This is a genomic window from Bacillus sp. JJ1566, assembly GCF_036962685.1.
In the GTDB taxonomy this organism is placed as follows: Bacteria; Bacillota; Bacilli; order Bacillales; family Bacillaceae_L; genus Ferdinandcohnia.
Genome location: NZ_JBALOP010000001.1, coordinates 154,947 through 175,826, shown reverse-complemented (window position 1 = coordinate 175,826; position 20,880 = coordinate 154,947). Strand labels below are relative to the sequence as shown.

Below are 20,880 nucleotides of genomic sequence, written 5' to 3'. Positions count from 1 at the left end.
TGAAAGGAGTTTACTATGCTTTCCCATTTGGTTACAAGCTTAATTGCTTCAAGTACATTTGGAATCATCTTCAACGTCCCGAAAAAGTCCCTTATAAAATGTGGACTCGTGGGTATGATGGGGTGGATGTTATATATCATTTTATTTTGGCAAGGGGTTGATGCGGTTTATGCAACGCTTGCTGCATCGGTTCTAGTTGGGATCATCAGCCATATCTTTGCGAAAACGTATAAAAATCCTGTAATTATTTATAGTATTGTCGGAATTATTCCGTTGGTACCTGGTGGAATTGCATATAACGCGATGCGGAATTTTGTTGAAAATGACTATTCCACTGCTATATCACTTGCAGCAAGAGCGTTCATGATTTCTGGTTCAATCGCATTCGGGCTCGTCATCTCAGAGGTATTAAGTCAGGTAATTATTAGAAGAAAAAAATAGGTAAGGGCCTCCGGAATTTGGTTTCCAGGAGGCCTTTTTTTGACTAAAATCGATAGACGTAAATTTAAAGCGATAGTACCCGAAATTTATCAAATTGCCCCCTGAAATTTTATGAAATATAAAGGATTTTTAGCATATTCATAGAAAATAAGGATTAGTTACATAAACACCATCTTTCAAGTTCGAAAGGAGACGTGTATGAACAATAAAGACGGTATTTACAATGATTTATCAAAGGATATGACGTATGGTGATTATCTTCAGTTGGATACTTTGCTTTCAAGCCAGCATCGGCTTTCTAAGCATCATGATGAGATGCTGTTTATCATTATCCACCAAACGAGTGAGCTTTGGATGAAGCTCATTTTACATGAGGTCAATGCAGCCAAATTGTCTATTTTAAAAAATGATCTTGAACCTGCATTTAAAATGCTAGCAAGGGTTTCGCGAATTCAGCAGCAATTGATTCAATCCTGGGATGTTCTCTCAACGTTGACTCCAGCTGAATATATGGAATTTAGAGGAGAACTCGGTAAATCCTCAGGTTTCCAATCCTATCAAAATCGGCTAATTGAGTTCGCCCTAGGCCATAAAAAGCCGAATGTGCTTGGAGTCTATAAACATCAACCCGAAATATACAAACAGGTTGAATCTGCACTTAAAGAAAAAAGCATTTACGATGCGGCAATTCTAGCCCTTTCAAAGAGAGGCTTCAAAATTGACAAAACATGTCTTGAGCGGGATTGGAGCGAGGATTATAAGGCAAACGAAAGTGTCGAACAGGCCTGGTTAGAAGTCTATCAAAATATTGAAAAGTATTGGGATTTTTACGAACTTGCGGAGAAGCTAGTTGATATTGAATCCCACCAACAGAAATGGCGCTACAACCACATGATTACGGTTGAAAGGATTATCGGATATAAGAGAGGGACTGGTGGCTCGGCAGGTGTCGAGTATCTGAAACAGGTCATAAATCACCGCTTTTTCCCAGAACTGTGGAGTATAAGGACCAAACTATAAGGGAGCATAGCCTAAAATGGACATTCAAATTCAGGTAGTTTCAAAAAAGGAAGAAGAAGTTTTGCATAATCTTATGCAATTTTTATATATACGAATTTACCAAATATATGAGTAGTATAAAGATTGGTGAAAATGGTTGTTTTGGTAGATTTGATCTGGATGTCTATTGGAAGGATCGTAACCATCATGCTTATTTTATAAGAGTGGATGGTTTGCTTGCAGGCTTTGTATTAATGCAAAGCGGAACGGAAGAGGAACCTAATTCGATAGAAGAGTTTTTTATTATGAGGGGCTATGAGGGAAAAGGAATCGGGTCCCAAGTTGTTGAGAAAATCTTTGCGATGTTTCCTGGAAGATGGTATGTGAGGCAGTCAGAGAAGAATGAGCGAGCCCGAGAGTTTTGGAGAAGAATTATTTCAAAAAGTACAAAGGGAAACTTTGAGGAACGATTTGATGTTAGAAACTGTTCGATTCAAGAGTTTATTATTTAAGAGCGATTGATGTAACCGGCAAAAGAAAACTAGCGGAGATTTTCCGGTTAACTACAGAACGGAACTCGTTTAGAGATAAATAATGGAAGATTTTCCGACTATACAGAGAAAAACCTCCCATTTTTGCAATTTCTAAGTCAATAGGCGGAATCTCTCCGTCTATATGAGCATTTTTTTACGATAATTCCAAATTAGGCGGAACTTTTCCGTCTAATTATCAGCCCGGGCGCTTAACCAGGGCACTCATTAGGGGAACTCCTTATTCAAGGATAAACTCATTAAAAGGTATGTAATAAACGGGGTAATTCTCAAGCTGTTCGAAGCCAACCTTCTTTGCAATTACGATGGAATCTTTGCGAAACGACTCGGTGGTCCAATGCGGGTTACCGCCTCGACTTAGACATTTCCTAATAAAGGCTTTTGCCATTGCAGTTGCAAGCCCTTTTCCGCGATGCCTTGTATCATAAGTGTTAATTCCAATCTCGTATTCATTTTTCGATACAAAAACAGACAGACAAGTCCCGATAATAGTCGAGCCTTGAACGACGGCATATCCAATACCTTTTTGAAAAAATGAATCCAGGGATTCTCCCCAAAACTTCATGATTTCATTTTTAATGACCAGGTCCTTATCCCATTCAATTAGCTCCTTGTCAATGAACTTTACCTCATAACCTTCAGGGATTTCCTTCGTATCGTTTGGACTAAAACATTCTTCATGGAAAATAAATGGTACACGTTCTCCTTTATGAAGGGTGACTCGGGTAAAAATTGAATCAATGAATCCATCCCATTCATGGTTTGGATAAATTTCAAGATTTAATGTATCTTCCTCAGGGAGTGCCTCTACTCGAATCACGGATGCAATATATTCCTCGAGCTCAGAGTTAAACTTCTGATTATCAACCCTCCCACAAAGATAGAACATCTCATTTTTTGCCCAAATCAATGCAGTTTCAGGGTGATATAGATTATCTACATAAATTTCTCCTAGATTGTTCCCGTCAATAACCCCATTCATAACTGGATGGTTCTCAAAACCCGTAAGAAGTGTTTTCACTATATGAAAGTTAACTTGTTCAAGCTTATGAATCATATCCCCACAACCTTTTTTAGATTCAAATGTCCTTGTATATTCGAACCTATTATAATGGAATCCGACATCCCGTAGAATAAATATTTTTCAAATCTAATCAATTCCCTTTTGTCTCTGAAAGAATTGTGTAAAATAAAGAGGAATGAAATGTACTGGGGGAAATGTCATGGTGACGATGAAGGAAATTGCGAAACTGGCAAATGTGTCAAGTGCAACTGTTTCGCGTGTGCTGAACAATTCAGGATATGTAAGTGATGATGTTCGCAAGCGCATTCTAAAAATTATAGAAGAAACAGGCTATATTCCAAGCGAGCACGCGAAAGCATTGCGGACAAAGCAATCCAATGTCATTGGGGTCATTTTACCAAAGCTGAGCACAGAAACAGCAAGTAGGATTGTCAATGGAATCAGCGAAGAACTGGCAAAGCACGGCTACCAAATTCTACTGACAAACACAAATCTTGATCCAAAAAAAGAAATCGAGTATGTAAAGCTTTTAAAAAGTAAGCAGGTGGATGGGATCATTCTTCTTGCGACCAATCGAGGAGAGGAACTGTTAAACGAAATCAAGAAATTACGCATTCCATTTGTCGCGACTGGTCAAGAGCTGGAGGGGGTTGCTTCTGTAATCAACAATAATTTTCAAGCTACCAAGGACATTACTAATTTGTTAATTGAAAAAGGTCATCGTAATATTGCATTTATCGGTGTAGACGAGGCGGACTACGAGGTTGGTTTCAAGCGAAAAGCTGGATATTTAGCGGCATTGGAGGAACACCAACTATCAGTTGTCAACAAGTGGATCGCAAAAGCAGAATTTACAATTGAATCAGGCTATGCGACAGCGAAGAGGATTTTTGAAGCAACTTCCGAAAAACCGACTGCAATTGTTGCTGTTACAGACCGTTTAGCGATTGGGGCGATGGAATACCTGAAAGAAGAAGGCTTGGAGGTTCCGCATGATGTTGCCTTAACCGGAATGGGAGCTTCTGATTTATCCAAGTATGTTGTTCCGAAATTAACAACGGTAGACTTTCTGAGCGAGCATACGGGGGCAGAAGCAGCTAAGACATTGCTGCAGATTTTACAGGAAGGGGTTTCCTCTGAAAAAAAACAAATCGAATATAGACTAATAATTAGAGATAGTATATAATCAGTTTTGTGATGGATGTGTAATCGATTACACACAGTCCATCTTCATTTTTGTTCAATGTGTAATCGATTACCTAGTATATGTAATCGATACCATACAGACACTATTTTTATAGGGGTGAAAGTAAATGTCAGAAAATCGTCGAATTGCTGAAGAGATTATCGAGGCAGTTGGTGGTAAAGAAAATATTCTTTCTGCTGCACACTGTGCAACGAGATTACGAATTATGGTTCAAGACAAAGAAAAAATCAATCATGAAAAAATTGAAAATGTAGATAAGGTCAAAGGTGCATTCTTTAACGCAGGCCAATTCCAGGTCATCCTGGGCACGGGGACAGTAAACCGTATTTATGAAGAGGTTGAAAAGCTTGGAATTGAAACATCGACAAAAGCCGATCAATCAAAAGAAGCAGCGAAAAGCGGAAATGCTTTTCAACGTGCCGTTCGTTCATTCGGAGACGTGTTCGTCCCAATCATTCCAGCATTAGTTGCAACAGGTCTTTTCATGGGCGTTCGCGGACTGGTGATGCAAGAAGAAATCCTTTCATGGTTTGGCTTAACACCTGCTGATATTTCTCAAAACTTTATTTTATTTACTCAAATCTTAACAGATACAGCCTTTATTTTCTTACCTGCTCTTGTCGCATGGTCCACATTCCGTGTGTTTGGCGGTAACCCAACCATCGGACTTGTGCTCGGATTAATGCTTGTTAGTCCATCCTTACCAAACGCGTGGGGAGTTGCAGGCGGTGACGTGGACCCGATTATGTTCTTTGGATTCATACCAGTAGTCGGTTACCAAGGGTCCGTTATCCCGGCGTTTATCACAGGTCTTGTTGGTGCGAAGCTTGAAAAATGGATTCGTAAACGCGTTCCGGAAGCACTGGACTTAATTGTGACTCCATTTTTAACATTACTCATCATGATTGCCTTAGCTCTTTTTGCAATCGGACCAGTGTTCCACACTGTTGAAAATATCATTTTAGACGCAACAGTAGCAGTACTTGAGTGGCCATTTGGGTTAGCGGGATTAATCATTGGTTTCCTCAACCAAATTATCGTGATTACAGGTGTTCATCACGTCTTTAACCTATTAGAGATCCAATTACTAGAAAAGTTCGGATTCAACCCTTATAACGCAATTGTCACATGTGCGGTTGCAGCACAAGGTGGAGCAGCTTTAGCAGTAGGATTAAAAACAAAATCCGTAAAATTAAAAGCTTTAGCTTTACCATCTACATTATCTGCATTTTTAGGTATTACAGAGCCAGCTATTTTCGGGGTTAACCTTCGTTATGTGAAACCATTTATCATGGGACTTATCGGCGGTGGTGTTGGTGGCTTCTTAGCTTCCATTCTTGGGCTTAAAGGAACAGGAATGGCAATCACGGTAATTCCAGGAACATTGCTTTATTTAAACGGACAAATTTTACTCTATATCTTAGTGAATGTAGCAGCAATTGCGGTTGCTTTCATTCTTACTTGGATGTTCGGATATTCAGATAAAATGCTAGAGAAATAAGAAATGTGTAAGGCGCCCGCAAATCGGCGACAAGCATAAGACGAGCGCTGACGGAAGGTGCAATTTACCTTCCGAAGCGATTGGCTTATGACCAGAGAGCCGAGGGCGCCTGAAACTAGACAAAACAGAAGGCAAGTAATGACTTGCCTTCTTTACGTAAGGAGTTCATCATGAATCAGCATGAATTAATCGAAAAAGCAAATCAGACAGTTGCGCAAAATAGGGAAAAGGTTGAAAACGATCCATACTGTTTGCGATTTCACTTAATGCCGCCGGTTGGTTTGTTAAATGATCCAAATGGGTTCATTCAGTATAAGGGTGTGTACCATCTGTTTTACCAATGGAATCCCTTTGAAACAGCACACGGATCAAAGTTTTGGGGACATTATACCTCAAAGGACCTTGTGAATTGGGATCACCAGCCGATTGCACTTGCACCAAGTGAATGGTTTGAGAAAAATGGCTGTTATTCGGGAAGTGCAGTTGAGCATGACGGAAAAATGATGCTATTTTATACCGGAAATGTGAAGAATGACGAGGGTGAACGGGAGACCTACCAGTGTATGGCGGTCTCAAGCGATGGCCTAACCTTTGAGAAAAAAGGACCGGTCATCCATCTTCCAGAAGGCTATACGGCTCATTTTCGTGACCCGAAGGTTTGGAGAAAAGATGATACGTGGTATATGGTGCTAGGTGCACAAAATCTTAACGAACAAGGGAAGGTCGTTCTTTATTCTTCACAGAACCTAAAAGATTGGAACTTTCACGGTGCGATTACGGGTTCGGAAATGAACGGGCTAGGTCCGTTTGGATATATGTGGGAGTGTCCTGATCTATTCGAGTTAGACGGGAAAGATGTTCTGCTAGTTTCTCCTCAGGGGCTTGAGCCCGAGGGCGATTTGTATCATAATTTATTCCAAGCGGGTTATTTTTTAGGTGAGATGGATTATGAAAAGCCATCTTATAAGCATGGTGCTTTTACCGAACTAGATAGAGGCTTTGATTTCTATGCTCCCCAAACCACAATTGATGAAAAAGGAAGAAGACTTCTTTTCGCATGGATGGGAATTACAGATGATTATGAAAGGTATCAGCCGACGATTGAAAATGGTTGGATTCATGCGATGACATTGCCACGTGTTCTTTCGCTCAAAGGAGACAAAGTTGTTCAACAGCCAGTAGAAGAATTACAGCAATTACGGAAAAATGAAGTTTCGTATGAAAATGTTCAAGTCAGTACAGAAATTTTGAAGCTTGATAAGATTAAAGGAACATCAATGGAAATACTTCTTGACCCAATTTCGTATCATACCGATTCCTTTGAAATTACATTTAGAGGAGCTGCGAGCTTCTGTTATTCCGCAAAAGAACACAAAATGAGTCTCCATCGAAGGAACTTTAAAGATGGGCGTGTGGAATCACGTCATTGTCAGATTTATGGGATTAATAAGCTACATGTGTTTTTGGATACTTCCTCAATTGAAATTTTTGTGAATGATGGAGAGGAAGTTTTTACAGCACGATTTTACCCAAGTACAGATAATGAGTCCGTTTCTTTTATAGTTGATGGCAAGCTTCAATTTAATATGAAGAAATGGGATTTAGGTTGAGGTACATGTTCGGATTATAAAAAACATGCATGTTCGGCAAGAAGGTTCTCCTGGTACATGCTCAAGTGAAAAAGGTTCAAGCATTTACCGCAAGAGAGGTTTCGCGATACATGCTCAAGTGAAAAAAGGTTGAAGCGAAGCGTGTACCGGAAGAGGGTTCTCGCGGTACATGTTCGAGTGAAAAAGGTTCAAGTGTGTACCGGAAGAGGGTTCTCGCGGTACATGCTAAAGCGAAAAAAGGTTGAAGCGTGTACGGAAGAGAGGTCTCACGGTACATTTCTAAAATAAGAACTCCACTTAGAAACAGAGAACCCTAAAAAGGATTATGCGGTCTAATAAGTTACGAAGGGAAGTGAAGCGATGAAGCAGGGAGTTATCTGTTTAGGTGAAGCATTAATTGATTTCATTCCACTTGACGAAGACAATATGCAGTTTTTAAAGAGTCCAGGAGGAGCACCGGCAAATGTGGCGGTTGGCGTAGCTAGACTTGGTGCGAAGTCTTCATTTGTTGGTAAGGTAGGAGACGATGTTCTGGGTAACTTTTTAAAACAGACCCTGGAAAACTACAAGGTTCAAACAGGAGCGATGTATCTTTCGAAGGAAGTGCGCACTGGGCTAACCTTTGTGACGCTTAGCGATGATGGGGAGCGCGAGTTTTCATTTTATATCGAAAAAAGCGCAGACCGTTATTTAACTCCTGAAGAGATACCAACGGCCCTTTTTGATGAGCATAATGTGTTTCATTTCGGCTCGATTTCTCTAATTGATGACCCGGCGGAATCTGCGACAAAAAAGGCACTTCAATTAGCAAAGGAAAAAGGTCTAGTTGTTTCCTATGACCCGAACTTGCGACCAATGCTTTGGAAAAATCTCGACATAGCGAAACAGAAAATTACTTCGATGTTGAGTAAGGCGGACGTCGTTAAATTATCAGAAGTGGAATTAGAGTTCATTACGGGTGAAACGAATATTGAACGCGGTGTTGAAAAACTAGCTGATTACAAGATTCCGCTCCTTTTCATTACACTTGGCAAGGATGGTGTGCACGCATTCTACAAAGGAGAGTCCATTTTTGTAGAAGCAAAAAAGGTGAAAAGCGTTGACACAACAGGTGCAGGCGATGCGTTTGTGTCAGGAGCGCTGTATCAGTTGAGTGAAAGAGGTAAAAAGATAATAGACTATACTCTTGATGAAATTAAGGAAATCGCTACTTTCGCAAGTGTATCAGGTGCGCTGGCAGTCTCACAAAAAGGTGCGATGAGCGCATTGCCGACAATTGAACAGGTTCGAGCATTTTTAGCTGGAAATAAGGTGGATTGATCTTCGGATTGCGTTTTATTTCTGGGAAATGCGCTTTAGTTTAAATAATTGCGCTTTAGCGTGGTTTCAACCCCAAAAAGGTGGATCCCCCCAACACGGGAATCCACCTTTCATTTTACAACGACTTCTCTAACTCAAACCAATATGTACACAGAGTTTCCAAGCCTTTATCAAAATTCTCAAGATGGAAGTGCTCGTTAGGTGCATGGAAGTTTTCAGTTGGAAGTCCAAAGCCCATCAAAACAATCGGAGCATGAAGAACTTCATCCAAGGTCGCAATAATCGGCAATGAACCACCACCGCGAGTAAATGAAGTAGGCACCTTGTATACTTCTTCATATGCACGAGCGGCTGCTTGAATCGCCGGATGATCAAAAGGCGTCACATACGGTGCACCTTTATCGAAAAGCTGAAGACTTACTTCAACACCAGCTGGTTTGTTTTTCTCAATATGTTGTTTCAGTTGTTCGACGATTATCTCAGGGTCCTGATTCGGAACAAGACGACATGTGATTTTTGCATGAGCTTCAGATGGGATAACGGTCTTGATCCCATCGCCCTGGAATCCGCCGTAAATTCCGTTAATATCAAGAGTCGGACGGACCCATGTGCGCTCAAGATAGCTGTAGCCCTTTTCCCCATAGAGGGCAGGAACACCAAGTTCTTGACGCTGTTTTTCCTCATCAAAATGTAAAGCCTCATAGGCTTGTTTTTCCTCATCTGTTAATGGGAGTACATCTTCATAGAACCCTTCAACGGTTACTTGGCCATCCTCATTATGGAAAGAATTCAATAGCTGAACAAGTGCATTAACTGGGTTATGTACGCCGCCACCATATAGCCCGGAGTGTAAGTCGCTGTTAGATCCTTTTACATCAATTTGAAGACCTGCTAGTCCGCGAACACCATAGCAAATCGTTGGTTTTCCACGCTCGTTCATGCTTGTGTCAGAGATTACAATGACATCCGCAGCAAGTAATTCTTTATTTTCCTCAACAAAGGCTGGCAGGTTCGGGCTACCAACTTCTTCCTCACCTTCGATACAGAATTTGAAATTAAGTGGCAATGTTCCTTCTGACTTAAAAATAGCTTCTAATGCCTTTAAATGCATGAATGTTTGACCCTTATCATCGCTTGCTCCACGTGCGAAGATTTTGTCATCGCGAATTTCAGGCTCAAACGGAGGGCTATCCCATAAATGTAGCGGATCAACCGGCTGAACATCGTAATGTCCATAAATTAATACAGTTGGCTTGCCTTCTGCATGAAGCCAGTCCCCATATACAACTGGATGTCCTTTAGTTGGGCGAATGCTGACATTTTCCATGCCGATTTTACGAAGTGCCTCGGCGACCCATTCGGCAGTAGCGTTGACATCATCTTTGTGATCCGGTAATGCACTAATGCTCGGGAATTTAAGGAATTCAAAGAGTTCTTGTAGATGGGATTCTTTATTTTTAGTTAAGTAGTTTTGAATATTTTGATTCAAAGTACGTTCCTCCTTAGTTTGAATACACTATTTATTTCTATATTAAACGAAAAAACCCTTTTAATAAAACAAACCCATTTTTTTTATGCTTGATAAGAGGAGAATGAAAAACTTGATAATCATTTTATATGTACCAAAACCCTAATACAACAATGTAAGGGATAAAATAATCGCTTGGAGTTTAAACTCCATTCCATTGGGAAAAATCAAGGAGGAAGTTTCTAACGTTTTTTGAAAAAACAGTCCTTCTCTTGTATCCCAAGGTATGCATTTTTATAATTTAAAATAAAATAGGGAGGTTAACGGTATGCATTTGTTACCTCGAGAAATTGACAAACTCATGATTGCTGTTGCAGCAGATCTTGCGAGGAGACGGAAGGAAGAAAGGGAGTTATTTGGAATATCTCCCTGACCCATTAATTGCCTATGAAAATGCTCATTATAACCAAAAAAATGTGGTTCATATGGAAAAAGATGCAACATTTCTTTATACAGACATCATAACCCCGGGGTGGTCTCCGAACGATGATAAATTCAGTTATCACACCATTCAATTAGTTATTGAGATTTATTTAGACGGTAAGCTTGGTGTATTTGATCATATTAAACTAACAAAGTCAGAGTAATCTTTAACGGATATCAGATTTATGGAAGGATATAGCCATTTAGGATCAATGATTGTGATTGGCAATCAAACTAGTAACCAACTACTTGATGAGTTGTATGAACTGATCAAAGTGATTGAGACAGATATTACCTTTGGTCTATCAAGATTAGCCATTTCAGGTTTTAGTATTCGAGTACTCGCCAACTCGACGCAGCTCATTGAACGTATCTTTGCAAACTGCCACAAGGAAGTAACCCAAAAATGGTTCGGAACGGTTCCGAGTTCATTGCGGAAGTATTAAATTTATTTAACAAAAAGCCGCCTCTCTTTATATTGAAGAATATTTATCCTATACTTAGGAATTACTTTAATAGCGAATGAATGAGGGGGATTCCAATGTCTAAGATAAATAATGAAGAAAAACCTGTAATCGAAAACTTTGAGGTTGAACCACTTTTCGAGGATCATGTTCATCACCAAAGACATGCATTTACATTTAAAATTGAAGGTGATGAGTTCAAGGGGCACTTTCATGACGATGAAATCAAATGGCTTCATCCACATCCGAAACAAATGATTGGTGAGGACAAGGTAGACGCAATCGAAGCCGCGATTCACAATCTGATGAAAGAACATGGAATTACCACCGGGCTTAAAGACTTTGAAATAAAGCAAGCATTTGAGGACCGCACATATGAACGTAAGCAATTTATCCTACAAGTGCAAGGTGAGGAATTCAAAGGATTTGTACACGAGGGAGAAATACAATGGTTCCATCCACAACCGCACCAAAAGCTCGAAGAAAAACATGTTGAAGCCATCGAAGCAGAGATTCATGAAAAAATAGTGGGCACGAAGGAAGATAATAAATAAATTCACGTATTCAAAAAGGGCCAAGTGCCTTTTTTTGTTGCCATTTTTTAACGAATGATGAAACGATAGGGTAAAATTTTATTTTAAAAAATGGTAAAAAAGTATGAAGGTGTATTTTGCTCACTTACAGAAATAGAGAATATAGGTAAAACTAGTACTATTTTTTCTGATTTTGCGCGCTAAGAAAAAACTTGCTAGTTATAAAAACACTATGGAGTGGGGGAAATATTTTGCTGAGAAGAAGGGGACGTAGTTTTGTAGGAGCTTTGGTAATGGTTGTGCTGATTATTGGTCTATTTTCTCAAGTAGGAAAAGCTTCAGCTGCTGAGGATAACAGGTCATGGGTTGAGTACACAGAAAAAATTATGGCGAAGGATACAGATGCCGGGACATTAGAACTAGAGCTCCAAGGCACTAAAAAGCTTGCGAAGAATTATGATGTTACCTTAAGAGGAGAAAATAGAGTGGACCAAAAATCTCTTGCAGATGTGAGAGTAGGTGCTGAAAACGTCACCGTTCGAGTCAATCACAAAAATGAAATCACCAAAATTTTTATCGATGGGCCAACACCAATTGAAACGATGAGGGTTGGAATTATGACAACAGGCTTTGCAACGGTTGATCACGACACGATTGTAATAAGCGCTCAAGCAGGGCTTGAAATCGTTGATAAAGTTGCAGAAGAAACATTCACAATTCCAGCAAATGAAAAAGTCAATTTCACACCTTCTGAAAATGAGATCACTGTAACAGATGCAACTGGAGAAGTTATATATACAACAACAAACAGACTTTATGCTTTTACTGATGAGGGAAGCAAAATTAAAGTCGAAAATATCACACGAGCAAGTGGTGACCCGTCTTACCGTGGGTTCTTCGAAGTTACAGCATCCGATACAGGAGACAAATTAAATCTAATCAATGAAGTTGATTTTGAGCAGTATCTCTATCAGGTAGTTCCTAGTGAAATGCCTGCATACTTTGGCTTAAATGCATTAAAGGCTCAGGCTGTAGCGGCTAGAACCTATGCATTAGGTGACTACTTAAGCGACCGTTTTGCTAAAGATGGATTCTTTGTATTAGATAGTGTGATGAGTCAGGTTTATAACAATACACCTGAGAACGCCGCAACAACACAGGCTGTGAATGAAACAGCGGGAACAATTATGCTTAGTCAAGATGGTAGTTTAGTAGATGCACGATATTATTCAACTTCGGGAGGATACGGTGCGTCCAAGCATCAGGTATGGGCTGAAGCCGATGGTACGTTCCCGAGTAAGGTTTTACCGTACTTAATCGCGCAAAGCCATACGTTTGATCCTAATGACTCTAGTAAAATGCTAGAAATTGATACACAAAGTGAAGAAGAAATTCTCGAATTCTATAAAACTTTATCCCATACAGGTTACGATGGGAATTCTCCATGGTTCAGATGGAAGGTAAGCCTATCTAAAGAAGAGCTTGAGAATACAATCAATGCGAATCTTGCAGGTAGACAGGCCGCTGACCCTAAGTTTGTTTTAACTCAAAATGAAGCTGGGGAGTTTGTAAGCCAGCCAATCCCTGCAGAAGGTATTGGGGAGTTGGTTGATATGTACGTTGCAAAACGTGGTGATGGTGGAAACATTATGGAGCTTGTCATCGAGGGTACAACAGGGACGTATAAGATAATAAAAGAATACAATATTCGTTTCACAATTAGACCGCATTCTACCTATACAAAAGGCGACATAGTTGTGTTACAGCGAGCTTATGCTGGAAGCACAGATTACACAGCCAATACGCCTAACTATACAATCCTACCTTCAGCCTTCTTTGGGTTTGAGGTTGATCAGGAGAATGGCGTTACTTTCTATGGTGGTGGAAATGGCCATGGTGTCGGGATGAGTCAATACGGGGCATATTATCTTGGAACAACATTAGGTTATGGGTTCGACAGAATTCTAACATCCTATTATCCAAATATGTCGTTAGAGAATATTTCCGTTTTAAGTAAATAATAAAAAGGGTCCAAACGTTAAAACTGCTGTTCGAAAAAGGGCAGCGGTTTTTGTATTATATCACGAGTAAAATACAAATTTATTAATTTAGAAAATAATTAAAATGATATTTTTTCTATTTATACATAATAATATACTGACTATGCTTTAGAACCAGTTGGAAAAACGGGTAAGAGGTCCTAAGGTATTCACAGGGTTGAAATACTAATACGAAAATAATAATTTTATATGAATTAATATTTTAAATAAAAGTGAGGTTTGCTATAATTAATTTACATTTTATCCTTAAAACGGAAAAGTGATTTAATAATTTATCATATTATGTTTTTGCAAAAACAAGTTTGAAAGCGTTTTATCGAAAAAGATCTGAAAGATAGATTTTAAGCAAACTAGCAAACAAAGGGAGAGGTTGAAGTGAGTCAAAAACTAGTTGTGGGTTTAATGTCTGGAACATCACTGGATGGTCTCGATGCAGCAGTAGTCAATATTTCCGAAAGTGAGAATCAAAAAATCCAAGTAAAACTTATTCATTTTTCAACACTCCCATATTCAGAAACAATGAGAGAAAGAATTCTAGCGCTGTGTGACCCAAACAGAGCCAGACTTGAGGATATTTCTTTATCAAATATGCTCCTTGGCGAACTGTTTGCGAAAGCCGCGATAAAGGTTGTAACAGAAGCCGGTCTTGAGATGAAAGACGTTGATCTAATCAGTTCACATGGACAGACGATTTTTCATCAGCCTGAAGGAAAAAAGACGGAAGGATACAACCTTACATCAACCTTACAAATTGGTGATATAGCGGTTATTGCTGAGCGAACAGGTGTCATGACGGTGGGAGACTTCCGAACACGAGATATGGCAGTTGGTGGTCAAGGTGCACCATTGGTTCCATATGCAGACGATTTATTATTTAGGATAAATTCGAATGGTAGAATCCTAGCCAATATCGGTGGAATTGCTAATATAACCGTTTTACCACCTATCGAGAGCAATGATCAAGTACTCGCTTTTGATACAGGCCCAGGGAATATGCTTATTGATGCATTTGCAACATGGGCAACTAACGGAAAACAAACCTTTGATAGGAATGGAGAACTAGCTGCAAAGGGAAAAGTAGATGAGAAATGGCTTGAGGAGCTTTTAGATCATGACTATTACCGTCTAGCAGCACCAAAAAGTACAGGTCGAGAGCTGTTTGGTCTTGATTATGCCAAGGTCCTTTGGAATGCAAAAGCTGATTTGGCACCAGGGGATAAGGTAGCAACTATTACCGAGCTGACAGCCCGGACAATTGCAGAAGAATGTAAGAGATTTATAGATTCATATAAAATCAGCGAGATTTTTATAAGCGGTGGTGGCTGGTACAATCAAACACTTCGAAAGAGATTGCAAGCTAATCTGCCTTCTTCAGTCAAACTAGGAAGCACAGATGAATTGGGTCTCCCAGCCGATGCCAAGGAAGCAATTGTATTTGCGTTACTAGGCTACCAATGCATCAACAAACGACCGAATAATCTTCCATCAGCAACAGGAGCACATTCCCCGGTCATTATGGGGAAAATGGCTCTGGCATAAAAACAACAAAAATAAAAACTGAAGGGAGGCGAGGGCAAGAGGTACAAAATAAGTGTTCTGTTGGTATGCAGGAAGGTAAACAATAATGAAAGATACGTAAGGGGGAAAAGTAAAATGAAAAAATGGCTTAGTCTTTTTCTTATAAGTATTTTAGTAATTGGATTGTTAGCGGCATGTAGCAAGAAAGAGAACACAACAAAGGGCAGCGACGGAGATAGTGAAAAGGCATGGACAGGAACAATCCAAGTATGGGATGGACCACGTTGGCCAGATGATAAGGATAATAAATTCCACTGGATGGAAAGCAAAATTAAAGAATTCGAAGCAGCTCATGAAGGAGTAAAAGTAGAGTTAGTTCAAGTTCCATGGGCAGAGCTTCCAGATAAATTAGGGGTATCAATTGCTGGTAAGTCTTGGCCTGATGTTGCACCAGTTGATATTAGCGGAAGTGCCGTAAGCATTGACCACATTGAACAAGGTGTCATTGAGTCAGTTGACGAATTATATACAGAGGATGAGCTTAAGGACTTTTATGAAAATGCACTTGACGCTTATACATTTGATGGAAAATTATATGGAGTTCCAAACTCTTTAACCGTACACACTATGCTATTAAACTTAGATTTATTTGAAGAGCGTGGCGTAGAGCCTCCTGCAAATGGTGAGTGGACGTGGGATGAATTCCTTGAAACAGCTGAGAAGCTAACTTTTGATCGTGATGGCGATGGAAAAATTGATGTTTATGGATTCTCGACATATATTTTGCCTGGATACTATGAGGCATGGCCGTTCTTCTATATTAATGGTGGAAGCCCATTAAGTGAAGATTTGTCGAAGTTTACATTCACAGAGCCAGAAGCAGTAGAAGCGATTCAACAGCTTGCAGATTTAAAATTAAAGGATAATGTAGCTCCTGAAACTTTAGGTGGCCAAGATGTTGGTGGAACATTCCAAGCATGGGCAAACGAAGAGCAGCGTACAGTTGCCATGCAGCCATGGGCTACGTGGGCAATTGGTGCAGCACAAGGTAAGTATCCAACAAACTTTGCAGTTGCGAACTACCCAACTGGTAAATCTGGTGAGCCTGTAACAATCGGTGGTGTAGGTGGTTGGACTATGTTCCACCAAGAAGATGAAGGGAAAAAGGAAATGGTTGGCGAGTTTATTAAGTTCATCTCTACAGCAGATGAGCAATTTACAATGGCAACGAATTATGGAATTTTCCCTGCACGTAAGAGTGCTGCAGACATGGACCCTTATAAGGAAAATCCGGAAATGAAGCGTGCACAAGAAATGTCTTCACAAGTCGTCATGCTGCCACGTCACCCTGAGTGGAAGAAAATTGATGAAGCAATTCAAACAGAGCTTCAATTAGTATTTAATGGTGAAAAGACAGCAGAAGAAGCAATGAAAGCTGCCGAGACGAGGGTTAACGAATTGTTAGGTGAGTAGCAATTGGCCAGGTGGGCAGTCCAAATGGGCTGCCTGCTGCCAAATGAAAGATTGGGGGAATCGTGATGAAACCCGTTCATCAAACTGCAGATGCAGTAGTACTGACAAAAAAGTCTAAGATATGGAAAGAAATGAAGAAGAACTATTCCGCATATTTATTTTTACTTCCAAAACTTATCCTGTTTATTGCATTTATTGCGATCCCGGTGGTGTGGGCGTTTATCATCTCCTTCCAGGAATTCAAGGTTTTTGGAAGCGAGTGGGCTGGATTTGATAATTATGTAAAAGTGTTTAAGAGTAATGCCTTTTATGATGCTCTCGGTAACACATTTCTTTTTACAGTTGTAACCGTCCCGTTTAACGTAATCAGTGCACTCATCATTGCTTCACTCATCCATCCTCTTGGAAAATTATCTCAAAGCTTCTTCCGGGGAGCCTTTTATTTACCAACCGTTACATCCATGGTTATTGTGGCGATGGTCTGGCGCTGGATGTACAACTATGATTTTGGATTGTTTAACTATATATTAGGGTGGTTTGGAATGGAACCACTTAACTGGTTGGGACAATCTTCATCCGCACTTTGGGCCTTAATCATCATGCAATGTTTAATTCCGTTTGGAGTTGGGATCATTCTCTACCTTGCTTCAATGGGTTCAATTTCAAATACATTATATGAAGCAGCCACCATTGATGGGGCAAATAGTTTTCAAAAATGGATTCACATTACACTGCCATTATTAAAGCCATCAACCTTATATTTAGTTTTGCTCAGTACAATTGGTTCATTCCAAGTGTTTACACAGATTATCATGATGACAGGTGGAGGGCCAGGAACTGCAACAGAAACTCTTGTCCACTTCATCTATAAAACTGGTTTTAGAGACTTTGAATTTGGCTTTGCGGCAGCACAATCTGTCATTTTGTTCCTTATTATTCTACTATTTTCTGTTATTCAATTCCGTTTACTTCGGTATGATGACTAGGAGGGAAGCAGTATGACAACAGGTATTCAAAAAGTAAACAAGCTTATTATTTATGTGCTCTTATCCATTTTCGCGATTGTTTCCCTTTTACCGTTGTATTGGGTATTCAGTACCTCCCTGCAGCTAAGCAGCTACCAGGATGAAGAACTAGAACGTCAAGTATCATATGTTGATTCAAATCCACCGAAAATGTACCCAGTAGGGTTCACGGAGTACTTTGAGCATTGGGGGAAAGCCCGTGACGCGGAAAGCGCTGGAGACGCTGAATCAGCAGCCTATCACCGTGATGTCATGGACTATATCATTGAAGATACGTTTTCGGGATTTACGACATTGTTTAATAAAAATAATATCGGAGTCTGGTTTTTTAATAGTTTTTATATTGCAGTCGTCGTGACAATTGGGATTCTCCTGTTTGACTCGATGGCGGGGTACGTCCTCGCCAAAAAACGGTTCCCAGGACGAAATCTCATTTTCTGGTCAATTATTGCGACGATGATGATACCAGGACAGGTTACCTTAGTACCGCTGTTTATTATGGTTCGAAATTTTGGGATGATGGATACACACTGGGCGCTTATATTCCCGGACCTAGCAATGGTCTTCGGTGTATTCTTAATGAGACAATTTATGCACTCTATTCCAGATGAGCTGATAGATGCAGCGAAAATCGATGGCGCGAGCGAATGGAAAACGTTTTGGAAAATCATTCTTCCACTTGCCAAACCAGGTCTAGCAGCACTTGGAATCTTTACGTTTATGAACGTCTGGAACTCCTTCTTATGGCCAATTATCGTTCTAAATGACGCGAATCTTTATACATTGCCAGTTGGATTAAAAACACTACAGGATGCAAACTTAGCAAGCTTCAAGCTTCTGATGAGTGGTGCAGCAATTGCATCCATCCCGATGATTATTGTGTTTATGTTGTTCCAACGCCACTTCGTAAAAGGTTTAACACTTGGTGGAGTGAAGGAATAAAAAAACGATGCCCCAATTCTTTTAAAGAACAGGGGCGTTTTTTACGGATAAATGACTTGGTTTGAAATTAATATACATAAAAATATACAGTGTTTTAAAATTTTATTTCAAAACTGCCTGTTTTGTGTTATCTTTGAAAAAGAAACTGGTATTGGTTATTCGCAAAAACAATAGATTGGAAACGTTGCCAATTGTTATGAACAAGGAGGATGTTTTCAAAATGAAAATTAGGTTTACGGGTGACATAAAAATTATCAAAGATGGCCTACATATACTTTCTTCTGAATTATCGTTTCATGAGGGAAATGATGGCTATCATGTTCACATCGTCCAAAGAAAAGGACCAATATTTATTAAAAATGATTCAAATGAAGCAGAAATTCACTTTGAGGAAAAAATCCATTTCTTTCGGGGATTAGGTCTGTTGCTTGAAAATTTCAAAAAAGGTAGAACCTTTGAAATAACAGAAGTACCACAGTTTGAAATGACAGGGGCAATGCTAGATGCTTCTAGAAATGGCGTTTTAACAGTTGATGAGATCAAGAATTTGCTACGGAAAATGGCAGTAATGGGGTTAAACGTTTTAATGGTCTATACAGAAGATACGTATGAGGTAAATGAGTTACCATACTTCGGCTACATGAGGGGACGGTATACAGAGGAAGAGCTTAAAGCATGTGATAAGTACGCCCGAGCTTTAGGCATCGAAATGATTCCATGTATCCAAACACTTGCCCACTTAACGGAAGCTCTTAAATGGAATTACGCATCGGATATAAGAGATACAGCAGATATTTTGTTAGTAGGAGAACCTGAAACATATCAGTTTTTAGAGAAAATCATTACCGCAGCCACAAATCCATTCCAGTCAAAAAGGATCCACATTGGAATGGACGAGGCTCATCAGTTAGGACTCGGCAAATATTTAGATAAAAATGGATATGAAGAGCGTTTTACCATCATGAACAAACATCTTGATAAAGTGGTGGCCATCACTGAGAAGCTTGGCTTAAAGTCTATGATTTGGAGTGATATGTACTTCCGCTTAGGTTCAAAGTACGGCGGTTATTATGATTTAGAAGCAAAAATCCCTCAGGATGTAATCTCGTCCATTCCAAATACCCAGCTCGTATATTGGGATTATTATCATTCAGACGAGGACTTTTATCGTACATTTATTCAAAAACATAAAGAACTTGGCTCTAATCCCATTTTCGCAGGCGGAGTTTGGACATGGAATGGCATAGCTCCTAATTATGGAAAGGCAATTGTGACGACTGATGCGGCTTTAAATGCTTGTAAAAAAGAAGGTATCAAAGAAGTTTTCGCAACCATGTGGGGTGATAATGGTGCCGAAACACCATTAGCAACTTCCTTACCAATCTTACAGCTTTTCGCGGAGCATTCCTATCGTAAAAAAGTAACTGAAAATGAGATTGCGGAACGATTTCGTTTTTGCGCGGGTGGAAGTTACAGTGATTTCATGATTTTAAATCTATTTGATGAAACGCCTGGTGTATCCAAGAATAATTTACATGAATCAAACCCATCGAAATTTTTACTTTGGCAGGATGTGTTAATCGGTTTATACGATCAAAATATCCTTGGGCTTCCAATGAATCAGCATTACGAAAAATTGATTCCGAGATTAGAAGCGGCAAGTAAAAATAATCCGGAATGGAAAGATATGTTCGAATTTTATATGCAGCTTGCACAAGTACTTAGTGTGAAGTCTGAAATCGGACTCCAGCTTAAAGAGGTATATGATGCAGTAGATAAAAAGGGAATGGAATCAATCCATGAACGACTAGCTAGCTTAATAGACAGTGTACATGAGTTGCGTATAAAGCATAGACACCTGTGGTTTTCGATGAATAAGCCTTTTGGCTGGGAGGTCATAGAACTCAGATATGGTGGATTGCTAGCACGTTTAGAAACAGCACAATTCAGAATCAAAGAATGGCTAAAAGGAAATATCAGTCGAATTGAAGAGCTTGATGAAGAACGTCTTTACTTTGAAGGACCATATAGGATGCCTGAAGGGTCTGTCGGTCGCAATATTTATCGAAGGATAGTTACAGCAAGTAATTTAACTTAATTCAGTAGAAGAGTTCCCTATTTAGTGGGATGAATGTAATAAGGGTTTACAATTCGGTTGGCGGTTCAAATACTGAGTGAATTAAGTTAAGCCTCCGGCGGATGCCGTGATTTTTCAAAGGAAACTTTTAGAGAGATGAGATCCAAGACTAAGAACGCCACAT

General features: G+C 39.7%; 17 protein-coding genes and 1 pseudogene. 16 read left to right on the top strand and 2 right to left on the bottom strand.

All coding sequences use genetic code 11. The features are described 5' to 3' along the window. The first annotated feature begins 15 nt into the window (after positions 1-15). The 3 genes from V7112_RS00825 to V7112_RS00815 all read left to right on the top strand — a co-directional run bounded on the left by V7112_RS00825 (position 16) and on the right by V7112_RS00815 (position 1,952). Positions 16-441 carry a threonine/serine exporter family protein gene (locus V7112_RS00825; protein WP_335413969.1) on the top strand — a complete coding sequence of 142 codons (426 nt, stop codon included), beginning with the start codon at positions 16-18 and terminating at the stop codon, positions 439-441. Positions 442-639: 198 nt separating this feature from the next. After that, positions 640-1,461, top strand: a complete 822-nt coding sequence (kynA, locus tag V7112_RS00820) for a tryptophan 2,3-dioxygenase (RefSeq protein WP_335413967.1) — start codon at positions 640-642, stop codon at positions 1,459-1,461. A 107-nt stretch (positions 1,462-1,568) separates the two neighbouring features. After that, the gene (locus V7112_RS00815; RefSeq protein ID WP_335413963.1) at positions 1,569-1,952 is read left to right on the top strand and encodes a GNAT family N-acetyltransferase; all 384 of its coding nucleotides are present in this window, start codon (positions 1,569-1,571) and stop codon (positions 1,950-1,952) included. Between the two features lie 259 nt (positions 1,953-2,211). Here V7112_RS00815 and V7112_RS00810 read toward each other — a convergent pair whose 3' ends face one another. After that, positions 2,212-3,048: a GNAT family N-acetyltransferase gene (locus V7112_RS00810; protein ID WP_335413961.1), complete on the bottom strand. Its 837-nt coding sequence runs from the start codon at positions 3,046-3,048 to the stop codon at positions 2,212-2,214. A gap of 166 nt (positions 3,049-3,214) precedes the next feature. On the opposite strand from V7112_RS00810, the gene V7112_RS00805 reads away from it, so the two are divergent. The 4 genes from V7112_RS00805 to V7112_RS00790 all read left to right on the top strand — a co-directional run bounded on the left by V7112_RS00805 (position 3,215) and on the right by V7112_RS00790 (position 8,653). Next, the gene (locus tag V7112_RS00805) at positions 3,215-4,201 is read left to right on the top strand and encodes a LacI family DNA-binding transcriptional regulator (RefSeq protein WP_335413958.1); all 987 of its coding nucleotides are present in this window, start codon (positions 3,215-3,217) and stop codon (positions 4,199-4,201) included. 127 nt (positions 4,202-4,328) lie between these two features. Then, the gene (locus V7112_RS00800) at positions 4,329-5,723 is read left to right on the top strand and encodes a sucrose-specific PTS transporter subunit IIBC (RefSeq protein WP_335413956.1); all 1,395 of its coding nucleotides are present in this window, start codon (positions 4,329-4,331) and stop codon (positions 5,721-5,723) included. A 170-nt stretch (positions 5,724-5,893) separates the two neighbouring features. After that, complete coding sequence (locus V7112_RS00795) at positions 5,894-7,333, top strand: glycoside hydrolase family 32 protein (protein ID WP_335413953.1); 1,440 nt, start codon at positions 5,894-5,896, stop codon at positions 7,331-7,333. Between the two features lie 360 nt (positions 7,334-7,693). Beyond that, on the top strand, positions 7,694-8,653 hold the full coding sequence (locus V7112_RS00790) for an aminoimidazole riboside kinase (protein WP_335413950.1): 960 nt from the start codon (positions 7,694-7,696) through the stop codon (positions 8,651-8,653). A 115-nt stretch (positions 8,654-8,768) separates the two neighbouring features. Here the strand turns inward: V7112_RS00790 and V7112_RS00785 are convergent, their stop codons facing one another. Continuing rightward, complete coding sequence (locus V7112_RS00785; RefSeq protein ID WP_335413947.1) at positions 8,769-10,142, bottom strand: dipeptidase; 1,374 nt, start codon at positions 10,140-10,142, stop codon at positions 8,769-8,771. 307 nt (positions 10,143-10,449) lie between these two features. Here V7112_RS00785 and V7112_RS00780 point away from each other — a divergent pair, with 307 nt between their 5' ends. From V7112_RS00780 to V7112_RS00740, 9 genes and pseudogenes are all read left to right on the top strand, one after another. Next, positions 10,450-10,554, top strand: coding sequence for an urease subunit gamma (locus tag V7112_RS00780; RefSeq protein WP_438823841.1), 105 nt, complete (start codon positions 10,450-10,452; stop codon positions 10,552-10,554). Next, positions 10,505-11,050 (top strand): annotated as a pseudogene (locus V7112_RS00775) (urease accessory protein UreD). The gene V7112_RS00780 and the pseudogene V7112_RS00775 overlap by 50 nt, the downstream one beginning before the upstream one ends. Positions 11,051-11,145: 95 nt before the next feature. Further along, entirely contained in the window at positions 11,146-11,622 is a 477-nt protein-coding gene (locus V7112_RS00770) for a hypothetical protein (RefSeq protein WP_335413943.1), read from the top strand. A 272-nt stretch (positions 11,623-11,894) separates the two neighbouring features. Beyond that, complete coding sequence (locus tag V7112_RS00765; RefSeq protein WP_335413940.1) at positions 11,895-13,622, top strand: SpoIID/LytB domain-containing protein; 1,728 nt, start codon at positions 11,895-11,897, stop codon at positions 13,620-13,622. A 414-nt stretch (positions 13,623-14,036) separates the two neighbouring features. Continuing rightward, positions 14,037-15,200, top strand: a complete 1,164-nt coding sequence (locus tag V7112_RS00760; protein ID WP_335413937.1) for an anhydro-N-acetylmuramic acid kinase — start codon at positions 14,037-14,039, stop codon at positions 15,198-15,200. Positions 15,201-15,314: 114 nt separating this feature from the next. Next, entirely contained in the window at positions 15,315-16,652 is a 1,338-nt protein-coding gene (locus tag V7112_RS00755) for an ABC transporter substrate-binding protein (protein ID WP_335413934.1), read from the top strand. A gap of 65 nt (positions 16,653-16,717) precedes the next feature. Next, a complete protein-coding gene (locus V7112_RS00750) occupies positions 16,718-17,638 on the top strand; it encodes a carbohydrate ABC transporter permease (RefSeq protein WP_335413931.1) in 921 nt (306 codons plus the stop codon). A 12-nt stretch (positions 17,639-17,650) separates the two neighbouring features. Further along, the gene (locus V7112_RS00745) at positions 17,651-18,619 is read left to right on the top strand and encodes a carbohydrate ABC transporter permease (protein WP_335413928.1); all 969 of its coding nucleotides are present in this window, start codon (positions 17,651-17,653) and stop codon (positions 18,617-18,619) included. Positions 18,620-18,839: 220 nt separating this feature from the next. Further along, positions 18,840-20,717 (top strand): beta-N-acetylhexosaminidase, encoded by a 1,878-nt coding sequence (locus tag V7112_RS00740; protein ID WP_335413925.1) that lies wholly within the window; start codon positions 18,840-18,842, stop codon positions 20,715-20,717. Positions 20,718-20,880 lie beyond the last annotated feature (163 nt).